The organism is Parendozoicomonas sp. 209JJ7-1, assembly GCF_058147085.1.
Window position 1 is genome coordinate 69,576 of record NZ_JBYVJU010000012.1, and the last position, 21,200, is coordinate 90,775.

Below are 21,200 nucleotides of genomic sequence, written 5' to 3' on the forward strand. Positions count from 1 at the left end.
AGCCGGCAGAGCCACATTACTGAATTTGTCTTGTTCTCGGCGCGCCGAGTATACCCAAGGACCTGATGCAAGTTAAGTAAATGGCGAAATGGCGGGTATATTTTCTGTGAATGAAGAGGGAAAGGGTGTTGTGTGGAGGAATGGGAAGGTTTAGGGCGAGTAGGGCGAGAGTGTAAATGGTTGTGGACCCGGCCTGGATGTTCGTTTTCCCAGGCCGGGCATTGGGTTCGGTTAACCCTCTTCAGAATCGTTCTCTTCTTCGGTCTCGCCTTCTTCCTCAAAGGCATCGACTTCCTCGGTCAGTTGGGTAAATCGTGCCGCGATATTTTTCGCATCCCGGGCTGATTTCGCTATCTGTTTCAACAGGGTTTCATTCAAATATCTTCTCTCTTCGGCTACGGATGAAAGTAGCTGGCGGGCCAGCTCGGTGTTCTTTTCAAGGGTTGAGATAAGGGCTGAGAACAGCCTGTAGGTCATCTGTGAATCCTGGGTGAGGATATCAGGGGCTTTACGCAGATATTCAATAACATGCTGTATATACCCGGCGTCGGGTAACAGCAGCTCTTCGGTATAGGGCGCGCCCTGGGCACAGAGCTCCAGTACAAGGGTGACAGCGGATAGATCCCTGTTTAAAGGCCCGTTAATATGTGCATTAGGCCAGAAAGTTTTCTGTACCTGGCCGGCATAGTGTTGTTCATGGCTTCTGAGTTCAGGGGGGAGAGACGATTCTGATTTCTGCAGGTCGGGCAGCAGTTGTGCCAGCTGTTGTTTTTTCAGCTGGGAGAAGTCGGGGAGTTTTCCAACCCCTGGTCGGCTGGCGTTGACCAGCAGAGATGTTTCCAGATGGGGGCTGGCTGTTTCTTTGGCAACGGCCGCGAACATGGCATTCACGGTGTCCGCAGTTTCTTGAAGGCTATGGCTGACTGGAAATTCTGATGTCTTTGACAGGATATTCGGGTCAAAAACCATAAAACTCTGATCTTCCAGGCGCAAAACCGAGAGGGCGTGGCTGTTGTTATGGATCAGAAAGGCGGCGGGGATATTTGCAGGTATTTGGTCTGACATGGCCTGCAGCACGTTTTTCAGTTGTGCGGGCGTATGGTAAAGGGTGCGATTGTAAACCGTCTCCTTATCCGGGCCTAAGTCAATGTGCATATCAGCGGCTGCCAGGCGTCGGCCCGTCATGTAACTTCTGAAGGGCTCTTTGCTGGTTTGGGTATCTTGGCCACTTCTGCCAACAGCTCTGGTTTTCATGACCCGTGGGTTGAGGTCTGGGTATTGCATCATCAGCAGGTGTTCAGCAAATTCAGTGGCTTTGCTGAGGTAACTGTTTATGGTGGATGAGGTTGATGAGTTAAAACTGCGACTCCAAAGTTGAAGATCCCTGAGGAATCCATGGAACCCCCGTTTATCTGCCGGTGGGGTCAAGGTCGCCGGCATTCTCATATCATCGGAACTGGACATCGGCCCATGGAGATGGGCCAATATGGCCTTGGCAGACAGACCATGGCACAGCCCATTGACAAAAGGAGGCAGCTGTTGCTTCAGACCTTGCCTTTGAGCATATGTCTGAAGGTTATGGTGCAGGTTGTGATAGTTGAGGAAGTAAGTCTGGCCTTCTGTGGCAATATGCTGTTCTTCAAAATAGGGCTGCCAGGTTTTGGGTGGAACGGCCTTTTGGGAGAGTTCCAGGAGGGACGCAGCAGGGTGTTTTTTAGCGCTGTCGTAAAGTTTTATCAGGTCGTTTTTGGAGTGTGCACTGATTTGCGCTTGATAGGAGGCGATAAAGGGCTCCATCATGGCTTCAAACAGTTGTCGTTCTTTTGAACCAGTGGGGATAATGCCACGGGCCAGCGCGGGTTGTTTCTGCAGTAACTCCAGCAGGGGAATAAGAATGGACTCCTGCAATATCGGGTCGTTTTGCCAGAGGCTTTTCTGGATCTGAATTTGCTGCATAACATTGAATCGGCAGCGTGAGTCACCTGCCAGCAGGAAACCGGCAAGATCAGCATTCTCTTTGTAAATCCTTAATAACAGTGGTAACAGTGACGGGTCATCTGCCGCGATTTCGGTACCATTCGAGATCAGGTCAGCATGGCAATAAAGCTGTTCTGTCTCGCGCAGACCGTTTAAGAAATGGAGCATCCGTTCTTTCTTCAACTCAGACAGGTCCGGCAGAAAGTGGCGGCTGTTACCGTTAACAAGAATCTGGGTTGTGCAGTGATGGGGGTTATGTCGGATTCGCCAGAAAAAGAACTGGTAAACTTCTTCGGCTATACGGGATAAGCTGTCATTGGCAAAAAAGTGTGTATCAGTGGTTAACTTTCCTGCGTGAACGACCATGAATTTCCCATTTTTGAGTCTGAGCACTGACAAGACACGTTCGCCGCTACTGATAAGGAATGCGGTATTAGTGGATGGATCAATGGCCTGGGAAGTCAGGCTAAGCACCTGCTCTATGGCCTCAGGGCTTAAGGCGTGATAAATGGTACGCTTGGAGAGAAGTTCTGCTTCTGATTCCAGGGGAACCGGAGGCATATGATCCAGAGCAAGCTTCCAGGAAATGCCCCTTGCTGATATATAACCCCCGTCCTGCAAATTGTCGGGCATTATATCCCGGGCTGTTTTCACCGCATTACTGAGCTCTGGATTTTGCAGGATTGCCAGGACTTCAATAAAGCTTTCATGTTCTTGCAGCAGTTTTAATGGCGTAGCTCCTTTACTTTCGCCAGATACACCTTCGCCAAATGCACCTTCGCCAAATACCTGCGGATTATAAGCAGAAGGTGATGTCCAGATATTAAGTTGCTGAAGAAAACTCGTAAGACCACTGTCCGGGGCGTTCTGTGGTGATCCCAGATGCCTGAGAGCCGCCATGGTACTTAAACCCCTGTCAAAGTTTTCACTTATAGAACTGTCATAGGGGGTGTGAGTCAGTTGCCTCCAGTAAAAGTTTCCGTCTTCTTTCGTTTTCGGGATCGCGGTAAGTTCCTCCAACCCCGCTTCAATCTCGTTAATATCTCTGAGAATTATATCTTTTTCCCTGTTTATTAAGTGTTGACGTTTGCTATATCGAACTTTTCTTTCTTGCCTTGTTTGTGTTTCCTCAAGCTCTCTTTGTGACTGATTCCTGCTTTTATACAGTTTAATGTTTTGAGTAAGATTGGTTGCCATAAGGTGACTGGTTTCTGCCAGTGTTTTTGTATAACCAGTGAACAGATCTTCCTGTAAAGGGGTTATAAGGGAGTGACGGGCTTCCACCATATTCCTGCGGCGGGGATCGGTCATACGTTCTGTAGCTGGAGCTGGCCATCCTTTCCTTGGAACCGGAGCGCTTTCCACTGTGAAGAGGTGCTGGCGGATCTGTTTCCTGTGGAATGTGTACTCCTGAAATCTTTTTTCATTAACATCTGCCATTTCATAGACAACCACGGACGGGCTGAACAGGGAATTTTGTATCCTGGATGATGGTTTCCTGTCGATATTGACTGTTCCGTACCGTTCACGAAAGAAAATATCAAAACCACTGGGGAGGTTTGCCGCTGTTCGTGTCGCGCCTTCAAAGTGAAACGGCAGCCTGAAGGATTCTGCATCGGATGCGGCTCTTGTATTTTTTTGGCCTTTTGGGGTGGCTTTTATTTCGTATTGACCAATAAGGAAAACATCACCGGGACGAATTTTTGTTAAGTTGGGCTGTTTATCTGCGTTCTCTGCTCTTTGGGTGCTCCCCTTGTTTCTGATTCTGGATTTTCTGGGACTTTTATTAACGTGTGAGGAAGTTGTCTGGCTGGGTGATTGAGTATCGTCAATAGTCTGCTGACTGGATAGCTTGAAGGTTCCTGGTACATCAGAATGGTGCAGAAGCAGATTATGCTGGCTATTGTTCTCAACAAATATTTCAACAAGGGTAGGGGAACTCTGGCTGTGCTTCCCGGCCTGTAAGTTCAGCGATAAGGGGAATAACAATATCGGGATACCAAATTGCTTTAACAGGTTCATACGTTGAAACCCTTGTGTTTAAAATATAGTCAATGCTCTGTCGTTTATTTAAGATGTCGTGAAATATTGCTGTGAACACATACCATTAGTTATTTTGAGCCTGTCAGGACGTGAGAAAAATAGACAGGGTATAGATTGTTGTAAATGTTTCTTTTTTGAAAATAAAACAGTTTGCTCAATTATTATTTAAACAATATTGATTATCTTGTGTTTGTGTTTTTATTTAACTTTATTTTTGTCGTTTATATAGCTGTAAACAGGCAGTCATGGATTACTCTTTTCCATCAGATTAGTTATTGATTGTTTTTACAACCGTATTCAGGCCATGTGCTGTGAGCCACCAGAACAGGTTGTGTCCCAGTGTCGCAGCAAACTGTGCTGTTGGTGTGAGATTACGGGGCTGGAACTGGCTGAGTGTTGACAGCTGGCTGATGTTAACGGGATCGTTGAAGTTATTTGTCACCAGGGTTATTCGGGGAAAGAGCCTGTCGCTGGTGGCATCGTTCCAGTCAAACAGAAGCATTCCGGCTTTATGGTTATTGTCGGGAAGGGCCGTATAGTGATCATGGTGACAGCCCCTGACCGGTGAGCGAAGCAGGGGTATCCGCAGAGGTTCTTCTTCGCTCAGACTGTCATCAAGGTAGTCAGGCATGTGACTGATCAGCTCTGTTGCCAGGGGGTTAAGGCTGCCTTTGTGAAAAGGGGCTTTGTGGCGGAGAGATTCTGTCCACCAGGTCTGCTTCTGAGTGTTGCCCTGTGTTTGTGCTCTTGCGATAAGGACTTTCCGTCCGGGACGGTTCCCCTGCCAGGCTTTCAGGTAGAGTGTGCTGTCACCATCTTCTGTTTCCGGGTACAGGCGGATATGTTGAATATCTCTGGCTGCACAATGCTTATATAGCTTCTGCCAGGGAATTTTACCCAGGGCTGTTTCTTTTCCGCTGATGTTGGGTATATCCAGATAGTTTTCAGGCAGTGGTGTCACATATATCTCTATCAGAGCGGGAGAGTGCTGAATAATAGCTGGGCTGCGCAGGCTTATGACGAAAGCGTTGTCGAGCTGTGGATCATCAAACCCGATTTTCTGGATACCTGATATTCTGGGCGCGAAAAGCCGGGTGCCACGGCCACTTAATATAAAGGTCTGGACGTAATAAGCTGCGATATCGGTGAACCATGGATAGGGGCCTTTTTCCGGCCTGTACAGACTGGCCACAACCAGGAATGCCAGAGTCCGGTACAGGGATTCCCCGTGGGTTGGAGCGCTGGCGACCTGTATCAGTACTCTGGCTGATGTCAGGTAGGACAGGAGAGATTCACCACTGGCAGCAATGGCCTTTGAACTCTGGCCAGGGAGCAATAAGCCTGCAGCTACGGCAGTTATTGTTGCAGCCGTTACCTGTTTTGCCGTACCCGCTTCTTCAGTCAGCCAGTCAAGCACACCCTGGGTGAAGGCAGGGGGAGGGAGATCCAGTTTTCGCAGCAGGTAAGGAGGTGTCCAGTCAGGCAGTTTGAGCGGCCTGTCCCTGTGTATCTTCTGTCGTTCTATATGAATGTAGGTATGGTCAGACCATTCTTGCATGCCATTTTCTGACTGGATGGCGGCGAGACTCCAGAAGGGAAGCAGCAGGATTGCCAGCAGGTAGAGGGATGGCTTGAACATCATAATTGCAGTCACCCGAGCCTGGGAATGTATTGCCCTGAACACAAACAGTGCAGAGAGTGTAGGAGGAGATAAAAAAAATGCCCGCTGTTAGTGCAGGCATTTTTACTTAATCTCTTGACCGAAGATTCGCGTCCTGCTGGACCCATCCTCCCGTGGTTGTTCTGACTGATCACTTGACTAGATCATAATGTCACGATGGTTCTAGCAAGGCATCTAAAGAACCCCAGCTATTAGAAATCACAGACCTTACTGGAAGAGTCAGGCTCGGTTATATGGAGCTGATGAATGCTTGCGCAATGCTGCTTTTCATAGCCGGCAACCAATGTGCTCAACTATAGCGTGCTCATGAAAGCTATTCTCTTCAAAATGATGCTTCGGTTGAGAGAGTCAGGGTTCTGGATCAGGAAACGACGTTTTCCAGGGGTTCCATAATGTCCCGGGGTTGTACCGTAAGGACATCGGTATCCACCATACCCAGTATCTGCTCGGCGGTATTGCCCAGCAGCGCACCCTTGAGATTGGTGTTGGCCACGGTGCCCATTACGATCAGGGAGGCACTCAGACGTTTGGCCAGATCGGGAATAAACGTTTCTGCCGGACCGTCTTCCACATGCACCATCTCTTTGGGAATCCCGAATTTCTTCGCAAGGGAAATACAGACGTTTTCATAGCGATCATGGACGGATCTGATGGTGTCCTCGCCGGACAGCATAAGGCCCGGATGGGCGCTGCCTATATGGCATTCTGCATCGGCTACGCCGCTGATGGCGGCGGCATGCTCAAGAATAACGGTATTGAGGATGTCATGCTTAGAGTCAGTGGGGCAGGCATCCACGGCGGCGAGAATCTGGCCTTTCGCCCAGGGGTTATCATGTTTGGTCAGCAACACAGGCACCCGGCACTGGCGCAGCAGGCCCCAGTCTTCCGGAGTAGAAACAATGCTGGTGAGCGGGCTGGTCTTTTTAAATGCTTTGATCACCAGGCTGCAGCGTTCCAGCTGGTGCGCATGAATGATGGTTTCTACGACACCTTTATGCCATTCTTCACGGCCGGATACCGTTAGCCCTTCGTCTTTCAGTGGCTGAAGCATGCTGTCCAGTCTGGCCTGGGAATCTTTATCTGCACGGGGGTTGGGGGCAAGGGCGATAATGGGGGTATCTGTTGCCTTGGCAATATGCCTGGCCCGGTTGAGGGCCACGCTGGTTTCCTTGCGGGTATCCACAACCACCAGCATTTTTGTGAGGGCTCGCATGGTGATCTCCTGATTGGGTTGCAACGTTTTTTATTAGAAGGTCATAAGATAACAGCACCATGGAATCATGGTAGCCGGAGCTGGGAAGCTGTCTATTGATCTATATCAATTTTCACGCCTTATTTATAGACAAACGTCCGTTTTATTTACTGGCGAAAAATAACCAACACAATGAATAATATTGAATCATTGTCGTTTTATCCGGACTGTTATAGTCCGGCCTTTGATATCCGGGGGAATGATGTATGAGCAATAATGCCGAGTGGAGTTTGCCGGAGAGGGATGAGTTCCTGTTGTGTTCCACTCCTGAAGCCTGGCTTAAGGCCGCCCTGCAACAACAGGATGTTCTGTTGATTGACCATGCCCACTGTGAAAAGAAGGCGGCAGCGACAGCCCTTAACCTGATGTTTCGCTATACGGAAAACACCGACCTGCAGAACAAAATGTCCCGCCTTGCTCGGGAGGAATTGCGCCACTTTGAGCAGGTGCTTGCCCTGCTGAAAAAAAGGGGAATAGCCTACTGCCCCCTGAGCGCGTCACGGTACGCGGCGAAAATGCGTGAAGCGGTACGCACCCATGAGCCTGCCAGAATGATTGATACCATGGTGGTGGGTGCCTTTATAGAAGCCCGCAGTTGTGAACGTTTTGAAGCCCTGGCCCCTTTACTGGATGATGAGTTGAAAAACTTTTACCTGTCACTGTTAAAATCCGAAGCACGACACTTTCAGGATTACCTGCGCTTGGCCATTGAAGCGGCCGGTTATGATCTTCAGGATCGTATCCAGGTATTCGCGGAGATTGACCGCAGGGTCATTGAAGACCCTGATGATGAGTTCCGTTTTCACTCGGGCCGCCCGGAATAACTCTTCCCTGAAAATCATGCCTTCCGGTGGGTCTGGCTCGACGTGCCTGACTGGTTTTTTTCAGACTGTTCCGGGGGGATTCTGGCTGGTGATTCCCGGAACAGGACCTGGGTTGTTTCAACAAACTTCAGGGGGTTAACAGGGATTCCCTGCAGGGAAATGCCCCAGTGCAGGTGGGGGCCTGTTACCCGGCCAGTGGCTCCGCTCAGGGCTATCAGCTGGTTAGACTGGACAGTGTCTCCCTCTTTTACCTGCAGTTCTGACAGGTGAAAATAACTGCTGTGAATACCCCAGCCATGTTCGATCAGGACATGCCCTCCGGTATACCAGTTATGCTGGGACATGCGCACAATACCGCTGTGGGGGGCAACCACGGGGGTTCCGCTGGCTGCCCTCAGGTCTACACCGGTATGGCGGCTTTTCAGCTGATTGTTATAAAGCCGTCCAATGCCGAAGGGGCTGGTGACTTTCTTGATGGGAACTGGGGTGAGGAATGCGCCGTTCAGGCATCTTTTCCGATCTGCTTTGGCCAGGGCTTGGCGAATCTGCGCCCTCTCTTTCTTGATGCGGGCAAGGGCATCGTCCGGGGGGGTAATCATATCCGGATCAATCTTCAGTGACTCGGTTGGGTAATTCCCGGTATTTAGTTGAATGGGAATAATCTGTTTCCGGCCATCTGGGCAGGTCATAATGGCATCCCGGATACCTGCCGGAGTGTCCAGGGGGCTGGAAAGCAGGATCAGAGTCTGCCCGGAATACACTGGGTGATCAAAAACCGGAAACTTCAGGTTCATAAATTTCGTGTAACAGCCTTTCATATTGGCCGGTAACACCAAGGGTAAAACTTCACCGGCGGTCAGGGATGGGATTTGTGAGGAGGGCGCGGGCGCGTCGGTACCCAATGCAAGTATCGTGGGAAATAACATCAGCAGGCAGCCCTTTCGGAGTGTCATGGCAAATCCAGAGTCTGGGTAAGCCGGAAAGGGTAGCTGCTAATTCGGAGGAGAAGTGTCAGTCCTGAATGGGAAAACTCACCAGTTTGAACTGCTGGCCTTCAGGCAAATCACTGTTATGGCTCAGGTACCAGCCTTTCACGTCCCAGTCCCCCAGGACGATGCGCTGGTCCGTTCCCTGTAGTTGATGGACTGCGGCTCTGTGGGTATGGCCATGGATCAGGGTACTGACATTGTGACGGGCCATAACTTTTGAGACAGCACCTGGGGTGACATCCATCATCATCATGGTTTTTTCTTTGACAGCGGATTTACTGTTGGCGCGCAGCTTTTGTGCAAGACGTTGCCTGAGGCGGGAAGGAAGGGCAAGAAACAGTGTCTGTACGGTTTTGTTACGCACCACTTTTCTAAAACGCAAATAACCAATATCGCTGGTACAGAGACTGTCACCATGCATCAGCAGCACTTCGTCGCTGCCCAGTTTTATAAGGCTTGGGTCGTCCAGCAGCTGGCAGTTGGCTGTCTGGCAGAAGCCTTTGCCGGTGAGGAAGTCCCGGTTACCTGGCATAAAGGCGACACGAACACCCTGACTGGCAAGGTCATTCAGGGCATTGGCAATGCGGTGATGGAACTCATCCATCAGGTCATCACCAATCCAGTATTCGAAAAAGTCCCCGAGAATATACAGGGCCTGGGCTTTGAGGGCTTCCTGTTCCAGAAAACGCAGAAACGCCCGGATAATATCCGGGCGTTCTGGCGTCAGATGCAGATCGGAGATAAACAGCGATCGCAACAGACTTTACTCCACGATTTCAGCGGATTCGATAATGACTTCTTCCGTGGGAACATCCTGATGGAAGCCATGGCTGCCAGTCTTCACAGCCTTGATTTTGTCAACCACATCCATGCCCTCGGTGATCTTGCCGAATACCGTATAACCCCAGCCCTGCTCGGTTTTGGAAGAGTGGTTGAGGAAGTCGTTGTCGGTGACATTGATAAAAAACTGGGCGGTGGCGGAGTGGGGATCCATTGTTCGGGCCATGGCAATGGTGCCCAGGGCGTTCTTCAGGCCGTTGTCTGCTTCATTCTTGATCGGCGCACGGGTCTGCTTCTCTTCCATGCCGGGGGCCATGCCGCCGCCCTGGATCATAAAGTTGCTGATCACACGGTGAAAAATGGTGTTGTTGTAATGACCGGATTTCACATACTCCAGGAAGTTGGCTACGGTCGCCGGGGCTTTCTCTGCGTCCAGAGTCAGAGTGATGTCACCGTAGTTGGTGTGCAGGATAACAGCCATTGAATAGATTCCGATAAAAACAGGTTAAAGGCTGTCCGCATGAACAGCCGCCAATAATCATAACCTCTTTACAGAAGTTATGCAGTCTTCAGTGATGCGCTATCTTCCTTTACCTGAATACGGATAAGTTCAGGATTGCGGATAGAATCAATCTGCTGCCGTGCCAGAAGCCTGGCATGGCCCTTGATATCGATAAGGTCGTTGTTTACCAGCCAGCTGGTAATCAGACCGTCCATGCTGGTCATAATCAGGGCCGCGGCCATGTCGGCATCGAGGTCGGCGCGCAGCTCACCGTTCTTCTCCGCGATCCTGAGACTGGCGGCAATATCCTTGTGCCATTCACAATGGATACGTTTCAGTCCTTCCGTATAGGGGGGCATATAAACGGCCTGGACAAAGATACGGATGGTCTGCTGACTGATGGTATTGGTGGCGATTTCCAGAAACGTATTCTCCAGGTAACCTTCCAGCGCCCGCAGAGGGGGAATTTCCGGGTTGCCGGTCAGGGTCTCAAAGGAGCGCTCCAGAGGTGCGCAGGCCTCTTCCCAGAGGGCGTTCAGCATTTCATTCTTGTGCTTGAAATGCCAGTAGATTGCTCCCCGGGTTGTGCCTGCATCCCTGGCGATATCCGCAAGGGTCACTTGTGCAAGTCCTTTGCTGCTGAACAGTTTCAGGGCAGAGTCCAGCAGCTGCCGACGGGTTTTTTCCGCCTCTTCTTTGGTTTTGCGGGCCATCAGGTGGTACTCCCTTCTCTGTTCTCTCCGGTCAGCAGGACATAGAGACAGGGAATAATAAACAGGGCGATAACCGTAGAACCCAGCAGGCCGTAAACAATGGCCATGCAAAGTGGGTACCAGCCTGGGTCACTGAGCGCCAGGGGCATCAGGCCAAGAATGGTAGTCAGGGTGGTGCTGATTATAGGCCGTAAACGATCACCGGCGGCTTTGGCGACAGCCTGGGCTTTGGCCATGCCTTTTGCCCTGTTGGTGTTGGCGGTATCCACCATCACGATGGCGTTGTTTACCGCAATACCCGACAGAGACACAATACCGATCAATCCGGTAAACGACAGGGCAATACCGCTCAGGAAATAACCCAGCAGAGTGCCTGTGACCGCCAGGGGCACAATCAGCAGGATAATAAACGGCTGTCTCAGGGAGTTATAGAGCAGCGCCAGCAGGATCAGGATCATAATCATGGCGGCGACAAAGGCTTTGCCCATATCTCCGTAGCTGTCATCGGCCTTGGCGACCTCCCCCCCCAGGGTGTAGTCATAGCCGGCCGGCCAATGCTTTTTCAGATCTTCCAGCTTTGGCTTAAGCACCATCATAATATCTGTGGCGGTCGCGTCCTTGGTTCGGCCCTGGACAGTAACGGCACGCTGGCCATCCTGGTGCAGGTAAACCCTGGGGACGCTGTCAACGGTGAACTCGCTTACGTCCATAAGGGGAATGGCTTTGCCGTCGGGGGTAATAATATCCAGCAGCTGTATTTCGGAAACATGCTTGGGGCCGCCTACATCACCGTTGTTGGAGGGCCAGCGATAACCGATACGCAGCTTCGGGTCATCATCGGTGCCTTCCACCTTAAAGCGACCATAATCATCTTCGCTCATAGCCATGCGAACCTGGGCGGAGGCATCGGCTTCATTAAACTTGTAGAAGTTCAGTTGCTCCCGGTTAAAGGTGTAGCGGGCTTCGGGCAGGGGATACCCCATATTATCCCTTATATCCCGGGTGCCGGGGATTGCAGCCAGTTCTTCCTGAACCTCCCGGGACAGCTGGTTAAGCACCTGGTAGTCCGGGCCGGTAAGAATAATTGCGACCGGAGCCGATGTATCCGGATTGCCACCGACATGGGTCAGCTGCAACCTGAGACCGGGCTCTTCGGACAGTACATCGTTCAGGCCATTCTGGATGTCATCCAGGTAATCAAAGGAGAGCCGGTCCCGCTCATCCTTGGGCAGGAGAATCACAGTAAAGCCCACAAGGTGGGAGTTCTTGTTGGGTAGCAGGGCGTCTTTCAGGTTGGCCGTTGTTACCGGACTGTAAGCACCAGTGTAACTGACAAACTTTTCAATCCAGGGTTGCTGTTGCAGCCACTGTGAGGCTTTGTGAGTGACCTGTGCTGACTGCTCCAGGGTGGCATCCGGAGACAGTTCAATGGCGATACCAATCTTGCGGTCATCGCTTTCCGGGTACATTTCCACCGGCAGAAGTTTGGCAATATTGATACTGACCATGAACAGGGCAAGGGCACCACCTACCCATAGCCATGTACGACGGCGACTGGACAAGGGATTGTTCAACAGGAAGGTTTGTAGTTTAGCGCCATAAGCATAGGTCAGGCGATCTATGGCCAGTTCCTCATCCTGTTTGCGGGCCTCAAGAAGCCAGCGGGACAGGGGAATACAGATAAGGAAGGCAATCACCAGGCTTAACAGCAGGCAAATGGCGATGGTGATAGGCAGAACCCGGATAAACTTACCGTCGATGCCTCCCACCATCATCATCGGAATCATTGCCAGAACAGTGGTCATCTGTCCGGCAATGGCGGGCATGGCATAGGTTTTTACTGTGTTAAGGGCGGCTTCGGCAAAACTCTCCTTTCGGACATAAAGCCCCTCATGCATGCCTTCCATCACCAGGATAAAGACATCCACCAGCAGGCCAAGAGCCAGCACCATGCCAATCATCACCATGGAGTTGAAGCTGTAACCCAGTACTGGCAGCAGGGCAATCATACCCAGCAGGGTGGCGGGTATGGCCAGGCCAGCCACCAGAGCTTCCCGCCAGGTAAGCAGGAACATCAGGATAGCGAAAACAATTAATACTGCCTGGAACATGGAGCTGGAAATATCATTGAAAGCCAACTCAATCATTTCCGCGTCATCGCTGACTTGGGTAATGGTCAGTGAAGCAGGCCAGTCACTTTTCTGCTGTATTTCCTCCATCACTCTGACAGTGGTCTCGATCACCTTAAGGGTGTCCGCGCCAGGACGCTTCATCACATCCAGGGTGATGCCCCGGGTAGCGGCTCTCCCGCCAATACTGAATTCGGTCTGGGAGGTTTCCCGATCCAGGCGCAGGCTGATATCGCCCAGCTCCCCCAGACGTACGACACGGTTTTCGTTTATGCGCAGGACAGGCAGCTGTTTAACGCTTTCAACGGTGTCAAAGCGCCCCTGAAGATACAGGGAGAAGACATTGTTATCGCTTTCAAATTTTTCCCAACCCATATCACGGTTGCTGGTGGTCAGGGCATCCCTGATGGTGACAGGTGAGATACCGAATTTACGCAGCTGTTCAGGATAGAGCTGGACATGAAGGCTTTTTTCCCGCATGCCACCGAGCTCAACCTTTTTTACATCACTGATGCTTTCCAGGGCTTTTTTCAGTCGTTCGGCGGTGTCGGTCAGCAGCAGGTCGTCACTGTCTCCGTGCAGCACCCAGGTTATGATCGGGGTGTTGGTCAGGGACATTTCTTCAATATCGGGTTTTTCGATATTGCCGTCGTTGGGGAACTCGCTTTCTGCCTTGTCCACAGCTGCCCGCAGGCGCTGCATGGCATCCATTACCGGCATGTCCGCATCAAATTCCACGGCGACAATGGAAAAAGAATTGTAGGAACCACTGGTAAAATCTTTCAGTCCCTTGATACTGCGGATTTCATCTTCGAGATACTTGGTGATCTCTTTCTCTATCTGTTCCGGCGAGGCACCGGGCCATTCCGTAGTGATAATAGCCTGGGGGATTTCCAGATCAGGAAAATTCTCCCGGGGCAGGGAGAGCCACGACGCAAGACCCATGGTGACAATCAAGGTGAGCAGCAGGCGGGCCAGCAGTGACTCTACAAACAGCCGTTTGGCCGGCCCTTCAGGTTTCAGCCAGGACATTACTGCTGTTCCTCCCGGCTTTTGTTTACAGCATCCTCAACGCGCCCTTCAGGCGAATTTGCGGCAGAGCTGATCACTTCAACCTTTGTGCCTTTGCCCAGCAGGTGATGACCACGGGTCACTACCCGTTCCCCAGCCGTTAGGCCAGAGGTGATTTCCAGGCTGTTAATACCGGACAGGCCTGTGGTGATACGGCGGCGGCTGGTACTCTGATCTTTGTTGATTACATAAATGTATGGCTCACCCTTCTGGAAAGAGATGGCTTCAAAGGGCAGGGCCAGGGTTTCAGATTTTTCCTGTGCGGCAATCCAGGCGCGAATAAACTGTCCATCTTGCAACTTTGGATTGGCACTGTTGGTGCGCACTTTCACGGTGTGGGCACGATTCTGAAGGCTAAGTGAAGGGCTGACGGACCAGACTGTACCGGTGACTACATTTTCCGCCGGAGTTCCGCTACGGGCGGAGCGGTACAGGCTGTTGTCATCCCCGGACAGCCACACAGTCTGGCCTTCTTTCAACATGGCAGCATGTACTTCCGGCACAAACAGGGTAACTTCAAAACTACTGTCGTCGACCACCACAATGGCTGAGGCCGCTTCCCGCTGGCTGTTACTGGTGATGCCGGCGGGCGGATAATAATAATTACCTTCCCGCAGGTTCATTACCGTGATAAGTCCGTCAAAGGGAGCGAACAGACTGTCTTTATCCAGGGTGGCCAAAGCCCCTTCCAGCTCTGCGGAGATGCTGGCCACCTGGGCGCGGGCAGAGGCCTCCGCGCTGCGGGTTTCATTGACCACAGCTTCAGCGTTCAGCAGGGCTGTACGGTCCCGGTCAAGGGCATCCTGGGAAATAAGGCCATCCCGGTGCAGCTGGCTGGTGCGTTTAAAGGCAATACGGGCCAGGTTAAGGTCGTTTTCGGCCCGGGTGATCTGGGTTTTTGCCTGTTCGTTATTACGGCGGGCCGCCTGAAGACGGGCTGTCAGGCTATGCACTGCCGCCGCAGAGTTGCGTGTATCAAGGCTGGCAAGGCGCTGGCCTCTCTGGCTGCCACCTTTCGGTCCGGCAACTTTCGGTCCGTCAACTCTGGAGCCCTCCCGAAGCTCCAGGTTGTTTTCATCAACCCCAATGGCAACAACCCTGCCGGGGCGCTCAAAATCAAGAAAGGCTTTGCGCTGGGCTTCTGCGGTTCCTTCGGAGAAAACCCAGTTGGTGAGATGGACGGGTTCGACTGTCTGGGCATTCACCTTGATAACCCGTGCAGTGGAAACCACTTCCGGTTCTGTCAGGTAGGTATGCAGACGGTAACCAATCAGTGCTGCAAGAAGCAGGGCAGCGGGAATAATCAGAAGTTTTTTTGATGGTTTCATGGGGAGATAGTTTTCGGGAAAAAAATATACATGCACGAGTGTATGTAAAAGGTGGGGCTGTGTAAATGAGTGAAAGATTAGGGTGTGCCGAAACGGGCTGACGCAGATTATATTTGTTGTTGGGTGTATCTGTTGATGGACCGCAGGTTTCCGTTCGGCGGAGAAACCGTTATTCTTCTCCGGTTTTTTCTGAACAGTTTTCTGAATTGAGCACCCATGCCCCTGTTACGTTTTGATAATGTGTCTGTCGCCTATGGTGATCAGCCCCTGCTGGAGAAGTCCAGTTTTCAGATTGAGCCCGGTGAGCGGGTTTGTCTGATTGGTCGCAACGGCACCGGTAAATCGACCCTGCTGCGACTGGCCTCCGGACAGAGCCAGCCGGATGATGGTGTTATACGTAAGGGTGATGGCGTCAAGATCGGCATACTGAATCAGGACCTGCCCCTGGCCGATGACCAGCGGGTGTACGATGTTGTGGCCGGAGGCCTGGATGATGCTGGTCGTCTAATTGCTGAGTGGCACAATCTGGCCAGCAATATCAAAACCGACGCTGATATGAAGCGCTTTGAGCAGGTGCAGCACGCCCTGGAAGCCCGGGATGGCTGGAAGCTGCAGCAAAGAGTGGAAAAAATATTGGAACGTCTGCAGCTATCGGCGGATAAAACCATGGGTGAACTGTCAGGAGGTTGGCGTCGTCGAGTGGAACTGGCCCGTGCCCTGGTATGTGAGCCGGATATTCTGCTGTTGGATGAGCCTACCAACCACCTCGACATTATTACCATTGCCTGGCTGGAAAAGCAGCTGAAGGATTTCCGTGGTGCATTGCTGTTTATTACCCACGACCGTGCTTTCCTGAAATCCCTGGCGACCCGTATCCTGGAGCTGGACCGTGGTCATCTCACCAGCTGGGACTGTAACTACGACACCTACCTTGAGCGCAAGGCCCATGCCCTGGAAGTGGAGCAGGAGCAGAATGCCCAGTTTGATAAAAAGCTGGCCCAGGAAGAAACCTGGATTCGCCAGGGTATCAAGGCCCGTCGGACCCGTAATGAGGGCAGGGTGCGTGCTCTGAAGGCGTTGCGGGTTGAACGACAGGAGAGGCGTAATCTTCAGGGCAATGCCAATTTTAAGCTGGAGTCGGCGGAACGTTCCGGCAGGCTGGTGGTGGAGGTTACTGGCCTGACCCACGGTTATAAAGATGGCCTGTTGATGAAGGATCTGGACTTTACCTTGATGCGGGGGGATAAGGTTGGTCTGATTGGCGCTAACGGTGTCGGTAAATCCACTCTTTTAAAAATTCTGCTGGGTGATCTTCAGCCCCAAAACGGAAAGGTGAAAAAGGGCACCAAGATGGAGGTGGCCTACTTTGACCAGATGCGCGAGCAGTTGGATCTGGAGAAAACGGTGATTGATAACGTGGCTGAAGGTCGGGAGAAGATCTCCATCAATGGCCGGGAACGCCATATTATCAGTTACCTGGAAGACTTCCTGTTTTCCCCCAAGCGTACCCGTGTACCGGTTAAAGCCCTGTCCGGTGGTGAGCGTAACCGCCTGTTGCTGGCCCGCCTGTTCAGCAAGCCTGCCAATGTTCTTGTTCTCGATGAACCCACAAACGACCTGGATGTGGAAACACTGGAGCTGCTGGAAAGTATTCTGGTGGACTTTAAAGGCACAGTTCTGCTGGTAAGCCACGACCGGGATTTCCTCGATAATGTGGTGGGCAGTTCCCTGGTTTTTGAGGGCAATGGCATTGTTCGGGAATATGTCGGTGGTTTTAAAGACTGGCTGCGCCAGGGGGGCAGTATTGATAAGCTTTCACTAAAAGGCGACGGCGGCAAGGTGGTTGAGGAAAAACCAGCACAGTCCAAAGCCCAGCCTCAGCCTGCGGCCGTTGCCAAACCGGCGAAAAAGAAACTCAGTTATAAGCTTCAGCGGGAGCTGGATACTTTGCCCGCTGAAATCGAAAACCTGGAAGAGGAGCTGGCTGCTTTGGAAGAAGAGACCGGCACAAACAGTTTTTATCAGCAGGATCAGCAGACGGTTCAGACCACTCTGGCCAGGCTGGAAGCCATGAATACGGAGCTGGAAGAGAAGATGGAGCGCTGGGCTGAGCTGGAGGATATGCAGAACGGTTAAAATTGACCAGTTTGGCCGCAGTCTGATCAGTAAAAAAAACCTGTCAGTCGGCCAGCTCGACTTCGTCGATACTGCGACCACTCACGGTTTCACTCACCGGAAGTGCAGGACGCTTAAAGTTAAATGACCTCCGGCAAAGCCGGAGGCTTATTCGGTGACGCCCTCGAAGGGCTATTGTTGCGCCCAAGGGCGCGAATCAACCCCAAGCTTTATTTGCTCGCGATACTCATCATTCTTTTCCTGATTCCGGATGTACTCTCTGACAATGTCCTCATCAAGACCATAGATTACCTTTTGCCGCTTCTTGGGAATGAATACAGCATGGTACATACAATCTCAGCGAGTATGGGTCAGATTTTTGTAGTCTGACATAGGTGTAGCTCTCTTGGTTGGATTCATCGATGCCAGCTATCAAGGCCAGCTATCAAGGCCAGCTATCGATGCATCGGTTTAACCTGTGCGAGTCTCCCCGACATAGCCGGGGATTTACCTAATGATTAATCAGGCGCAAAATTCATACAGCCGCTGAACAGCAGCGCGGTACAAGGAACAATGGCGCACCGGCTAACTTAGCGCATTATGCGTCCCCCGATAAAGTGGGTTGATTCGGCGCGACAGGTGCTTGCTGCGCCTCCAGCTCAGCTTTTGACGGTTGTGCCGGGAAGAATTTGCGAATCAACACGTAAAATACCGGCACAAACAAAACCGCCAAGGCAATCGCGGTGACCATACCGCCCAGGATGCCTGTGCCAATCTCCCGGCGACTGGCCGAGCCGGCACCGGTTGCTATCGCCAGCGGCAGCACACCCAATACAAATGCAAATGATGTCATCAAAATGGGGCGAAAACGCAGCTTACAGGCTTCCACAACAGCATCGTAAGCGCTTTTACCTTCGTGCTGCAAATTACGCGCAAACTCGACAATCATAATAGCGTTCTTAGTCGACAAGCCGGCAATGGTAATCAGGCCCACAGTAAAATACACGTCATTGCTGTAATCACGCAGTGTCACACCCAACACACAACCGAGCACTCCCAGCGGCACCACCAGAATGACCGCCATCGGCACCGACCAGCTTTCATACAGGGCGGATAACACGAGAAACACAAACACGATTGACAAGGCGAATACAATTGGGGCCAGGCCACCGGAAATCTTCTGTTCCAGGGACTGTCCTGACCATGCATAGCCAATGCCTTTCGGTAATTGCTTGACGAAATCCTGCATGGTATCCATTGCTGCACCACTGCTGACTCCGGGCGGCGGATTACCGGTAAAGGGCACTGAAGGTATACCGTTATACCGGTTCAGTTTGGCCGGGCCCTGCACCCATTCAGCCGAGGCAATTTGCTTCAAGTCCACCAAACCACCTTGCGCATTACGCACCTGCAAATCCATGATATCAGCCACTGAGGAACGGGTATCTTTATTAGACTGAACCCAAACCTCGTGCAGCTTGCCGTCATTGACATAATCGTTGACATAGGCAGAACCCAAGGCAATTTGCAGCGTATCGTTCAGCGACTCGATGTTTATGCCCATGGCGCGCGCTTTGATACGGTCCACATTGATTTTAAGCTGCGGCGTAGGCGGCAAGGTATTAGCGCGAAAGCCGACAATCTTTCCCGGGGACTGGGCCACAATGCCCATCAACTGCTCAGCGGCCTGATCCAATAATTCAGGATCATCGCTGCGGTTTTGCAGCCTGAAATCAAAGCCGTTACCGTCACCCATACCAGGAATCGGCGGCACATTAAAGGCAAACACCAGCCCCTCTCCGATCATCGCATCAAAAACGGGCGCTGCATCTGCAATCAGGGTGTCAGCATCACGTTCCCCTTTGGCAGTCCGCTCATCCCATGTGTGCAATTTCGCAAAGGTAATATAGGTGTTTTGGCCTTCACCCAGGAAACCAAAACCAAGCACCGTGGTAACTGCCTTCACCTCTGGTTGGCTTCTTAACCAAGCATCACTTTGCTGGGCCACTTCCGCGGTGCGCTCCTGGGTTGCTCCCGAAGGCAGCAGGCCGCCGACCAGAATAAAACCCTGATCCTCCGACGGCACAAACCCCTTGGGCAAAGTTGCCAGACGCTGGTAATCAATCAGCACAATAGCGAGAAAGGCAACGACCATGACAATAATACCGACAGGGGTCAGCGCTTTACCAACAATCTTCATATAACCGTCGGTCAGCCTGGCAAACGCGGCATTGAATTTACCGCCCGCCGTGGCCAGTGCCCGTATCAACGGGTTCGTGGATGGCTTACTCTTGGCTTTAAGCAATCCTTGCGCCATAGCCGGCGTCAGGGACAAGGCCAAAAAGGCCGAGGTCACCACTGAGACAATAATCGTCAGGGAAAACTGCTTGTAGATTTGACCGACCGAACCGCCCATAAAAGCCATCGGCACAAACACAGCGGTCAACACAGCAGTGGTGCCAACGATTGCCCCGCTAATTTGACGCATGGACTTTTTAGTCGCCTGGTAAGGGCTTAACCCCTCCTCTTCCATTAAACGCTCAACATTTTCCACCACCAAAATAGCGTCATCGACCACGATTCCAATAGCTAACACCATACCGAACATGGTCAACATATTGATTGAGAAGCCGAACAGGTACATGCCGATAACCGCACCGATCAAAGAAATCGGTACGGCGAACAAAGGAATAATCGTAGTGCGCCAGTTTTGCAGGAACACAAACATCACGATGGTGACCAGGATAATTGCAATGATCAGGGTCTCAATGACCTCTTTGACCGAGGCGTCAACAAACAGCGAAGTATCGTAGGATACGCTCCATTCCATATCATCTGGAAAGAACTGTTCCAACTCAGCCATTTTCTGCTTGACTTCCTCAGCCGTAACCAGAGCGTTACCGGTGTTAGACAGCTTCACAGCAAAAGCCGCGATAGGCTGGCCACCGAGGGTTACCTTGACAGCGTATTCCTCGGCACCACGCTCAACCCGGGCCACGTCACGCAAACGCACAACCGCGCCCTGCGTAGAGGAACGCAGGATAATATCGCCGAATTCCTGCTCAGTGGACAGGCGCGATGGCACCAGCACGGTTGCATTGAGCTGCTGGTTTGCAGGCGACGGCAATGACCCCAGTTCGCCAGTAGCCAGTTGCGCATTCTGGTTTTTTATCGCCGCAATAATGTCATCCGGGGCAATACTGTACGCCGCCATTTTTTTCGGATCCAACCAGATGCGCATTGCATACTTTGAACCAAACAACTGCACGGTACCAACACCCGGCAGGCGCCGAATTTCATTGATAATATTCGTCGAAATATAATTACCAAGGGCTGTCTCATTGTGCGTACCCTTTGGCGACGTCAAACCGACAACCATCAAAAAATCCGGCCGCGTTTTATCAATATTGACGCCTTGCTGTCTCACCTCCGGCGGCAACTTGGCTTCAACACTCTTCAGCCGGTTCTGTACAGCAACCCCCGCTATATCAATATCAGTACCGGTTTCAAAGGTCAGCACCAGCGTGCTGTTACCGGAGCGACTGGATTGGGCAGCCATATAACGCATACCCGGGATGCCGTTCATTCCACTTTCAATAACTGAGGTAACAGTGTTCTCAACGGTTTCAGCCGATGCCCCCGGATAGGTTGCGGTAATGGTGATTTGGGGCGGCGCAATACTGGGATAAGCTGAAACCGGCAACTGTTTCAGCGCCAGGATACCGGCCATTGTAAGCAGAATCGCAATCACCCAGGCAAACCTGGGCCTGTCGATAAAAAATTGTGGCATTGCTGG

General features: G+C 51.7%; 13 protein-coding genes. 3 read left to right on the top strand and 10 right to left on the bottom strand.

What is annotated here, in order from left to right; translation table 11 throughout:
• Window positions 1–231 precede the first annotated feature (231 nt).
• The 3 genes from ACY2RQ_RS13100 to ACY2RQ_RS13110 form a co-directional block, all read right to left on the bottom strand.
• Window positions 232–3,999 (bottom strand): hypothetical protein, encoded by a 3,768-nt coding sequence (locus ACY2RQ_RS13100; RefSeq protein ID WP_490113435.1) that lies wholly within the window; start codon window positions 3,997–3,999, stop codon window positions 232–234.
• 289 nt (window positions 4,000–4,288) lie between these two features.
• Window positions 4,289–5,662, bottom strand: a complete 1,374-nt coding sequence (locus tag ACY2RQ_RS13105) for a hypothetical protein (RefSeq protein ID WP_490113436.1) — start codon at window positions 5,660–5,662, stop codon at window positions 4,289–4,291.
• Window positions 5,663–6,062: 400 nt separating this feature from the next.
• A complete protein-coding gene (locus ACY2RQ_RS13110) occupies window positions 6,063–6,914 on the bottom strand; it encodes a universal stress protein (protein WP_490113437.1) in 852 nt (283 codons plus the stop codon).
• Between the two features lie 245 nt (window positions 6,915–7,159).
• On the opposite strand from ACY2RQ_RS13110, the gene ACY2RQ_RS13115 reads away from it, so the two are divergent.
• The gene (locus tag ACY2RQ_RS13115; RefSeq protein ID WP_490113438.1) at window positions 7,160–7,777 is read left to right on the top strand and encodes a MiaE family protein; all 618 of its coding nucleotides are present in this window, start codon (window positions 7,160–7,162) and stop codon (window positions 7,775–7,777) included.
• 14 nt (window positions 7,778–7,791) lie between these two features.
• Here the strand turns inward: ACY2RQ_RS13115 and ACY2RQ_RS13120 are convergent, their stop codons facing one another.
• The 6 genes from ACY2RQ_RS13120 to ACY2RQ_RS13145 all read right to left on the bottom strand — a co-directional run bounded on the left by ACY2RQ_RS13120 (window position 7,792) and on the right by ACY2RQ_RS13145 (window position 15,289).
• Window positions 7,792–8,730 (bottom strand): M23 family metallopeptidase, encoded by a 939-nt coding sequence (locus ACY2RQ_RS13120; protein WP_490113439.1) that lies wholly within the window; start codon window positions 8,728–8,730, stop codon window positions 7,792–7,794.
• 58 nt (window positions 8,731–8,788) lie between these two features.
• Entirely contained in the window at window positions 8,789–9,523 is a 735-nt protein-coding gene (locus tag ACY2RQ_RS13125) for a UDP-2,3-diacylglucosamine diphosphatase (protein ID WP_490113440.1), read from the bottom strand.
• Between the two features lie 6 nt (window positions 9,524–9,529).
• Window positions 9,530–10,027, bottom strand: a complete 498-nt coding sequence (locus ACY2RQ_RS13130; RefSeq protein ID WP_490113441.1) for a peptidylprolyl isomerase — start codon at window positions 10,025–10,027, stop codon at window positions 9,530–9,532.
• Between the two features lie 77 nt (window positions 10,028–10,104).
• The gene (locus tag ACY2RQ_RS13135; RefSeq protein ID WP_490113442.1) at window positions 10,105–10,761 is read right to left on the bottom strand and encodes a TetR family transcriptional regulator; all 657 of its coding nucleotides are present in this window, start codon (window positions 10,759–10,761) and stop codon (window positions 10,105–10,107) included.
• The gene (locus ACY2RQ_RS13140) at window positions 10,761–13,922 is read right to left on the bottom strand and encodes an efflux RND transporter permease subunit (RefSeq protein ID WP_490113443.1); all 3,162 of its coding nucleotides are present in this window, start codon (window positions 13,920–13,922) and stop codon (window positions 10,761–10,763) included. Before ACY2RQ_RS13140 ends, ACY2RQ_RS13135 begins: the two co-directional genes overlap by 1 nt.
• The gene (locus ACY2RQ_RS13145) at window positions 13,922–15,289 is read right to left on the bottom strand and encodes an efflux RND transporter periplasmic adaptor subunit (protein ID WP_490113444.1); all 1,368 of its coding nucleotides are present in this window, start codon (window positions 15,287–15,289) and stop codon (window positions 13,922–13,924) included. The genes ACY2RQ_RS13140 and ACY2RQ_RS13145 overlap by 1 nt, the downstream gene beginning before the upstream one ends.
• Window positions 15,290–15,505: 216 nt before the next feature.
• On the opposite strand from ACY2RQ_RS13145, the gene uup reads away from it, so the two are divergent.
• Window positions 15,506–17,425: an ATP-binding cassette ATPase Uup gene (gene uup, locus ACY2RQ_RS13150; protein ID WP_490113445.1), complete on the top strand. Its 1,920-nt coding sequence runs from the start codon at window positions 15,506–15,508 to the stop codon at window positions 17,423–17,425.
• A 123-nt stretch (window positions 17,426–17,548) separates the two neighbouring features.
• On the top strand, window positions 17,549–17,794 hold the full coding sequence (locus ACY2RQ_RS13155) for a hypothetical protein (protein WP_490113446.1): 246 nt from the start codon (window positions 17,549–17,551) through the stop codon (window positions 17,792–17,794).
• A gap of 208 nt (window positions 17,795–18,002) precedes the next feature.
• Here ACY2RQ_RS13155 and ACY2RQ_RS13160 read toward each other — a convergent pair whose 3' ends face one another.
• Entirely contained in the window at window positions 18,003–21,194 is a 3,192-nt protein-coding gene (locus ACY2RQ_RS13160; protein ID WP_490113447.1) for a multidrug efflux RND transporter permease subunit, read from the bottom strand.
• Between the last annotated feature and the right edge of the window lie 6 nt (window positions 21,195–21,200).

What these genes read in the sequence shown, in the direction of transcription:
- ACY2RQ_RS13120 (WP_490113439.1), bottom strand. Translation starts at nt 8,730, where the DNA reads ATGACACTCCGAAAGGGCTGCCTGCTGATGTTATTTCCCACGATACTT.
- ACY2RQ_RS13160 (WP_490113447.1), bottom strand. Translation starts at nt 21,194, where the DNA reads ATGCCACAATTTTTTATCGACAGGCCCAGGTTTGCCTGGGTGATTGCG.
- ACY2RQ_RS13140 (WP_490113443.1), bottom strand. Translation starts at nt 13,922, where the DNA reads ATGTCCTGGCTGAAACCTGAAGGGCCGGCCAAACGGCTGTTTGTAGAG.
- ACY2RQ_RS13110 (WP_490113437.1), bottom strand. Translation starts at nt 6,914, where the DNA reads ATGCGAGCCCTCACAAAAATGCTGGTGGTTGTGGATACCCGCAAGGAA.
- ACY2RQ_RS13100 (WP_490113435.1), bottom strand. Translation starts at nt 3,999, where the DNA reads ATGAACCTGTTAAAGCAATTTGGTATCCCGATATTGTTATTCCCCTTA.
- ACY2RQ_RS13115 (WP_490113438.1), top strand. Translation starts at nt 7,160, where the DNA reads ATGAGCAATAATGCCGAGTGGAGTTTGCCGGAGAGGGATGAGTTCCTG.
- uup (WP_490113445.1), top strand. Translation starts at nt 15,506, where the DNA reads ATGCCCCTGTTACGTTTTGATAATGTGTCTGTCGCCTATGGTGATCAG.
- ACY2RQ_RS13135 (WP_490113442.1), bottom strand. Translation starts at nt 10,761, where the DNA reads ATGGCCCGCAAAACCAAAGAAGAGGCGGAAAAAACCCGTCGGCAGCTG.
- ACY2RQ_RS13105 (WP_490113436.1), bottom strand. Translation starts at nt 5,662, where the DNA reads ATGATGTTCAAGCCATCCCTCTACCTGCTGGCAATCCTGCTGCTTCCC.
- ACY2RQ_RS13130 (WP_490113441.1), bottom strand. Translation starts at nt 10,027, where the DNA reads ATGGCTGTTATCCTGCACACCAACTACGGTGACATCACTCTGACTCTG.
- ACY2RQ_RS13155 (WP_490113446.1), top strand. Translation starts at nt 17,549, where the DNA reads ATGACCTCCGGCAAAGCCGGAGGCTTATTCGGTGACGCCCTCGAAGGG.
- ACY2RQ_RS13145 (WP_490113444.1), bottom strand. Translation starts at nt 15,289, where the DNA reads ATGAAACCATCAAAAAAACTTCTGATTATTCCCGCTGCCCTGCTTCTT.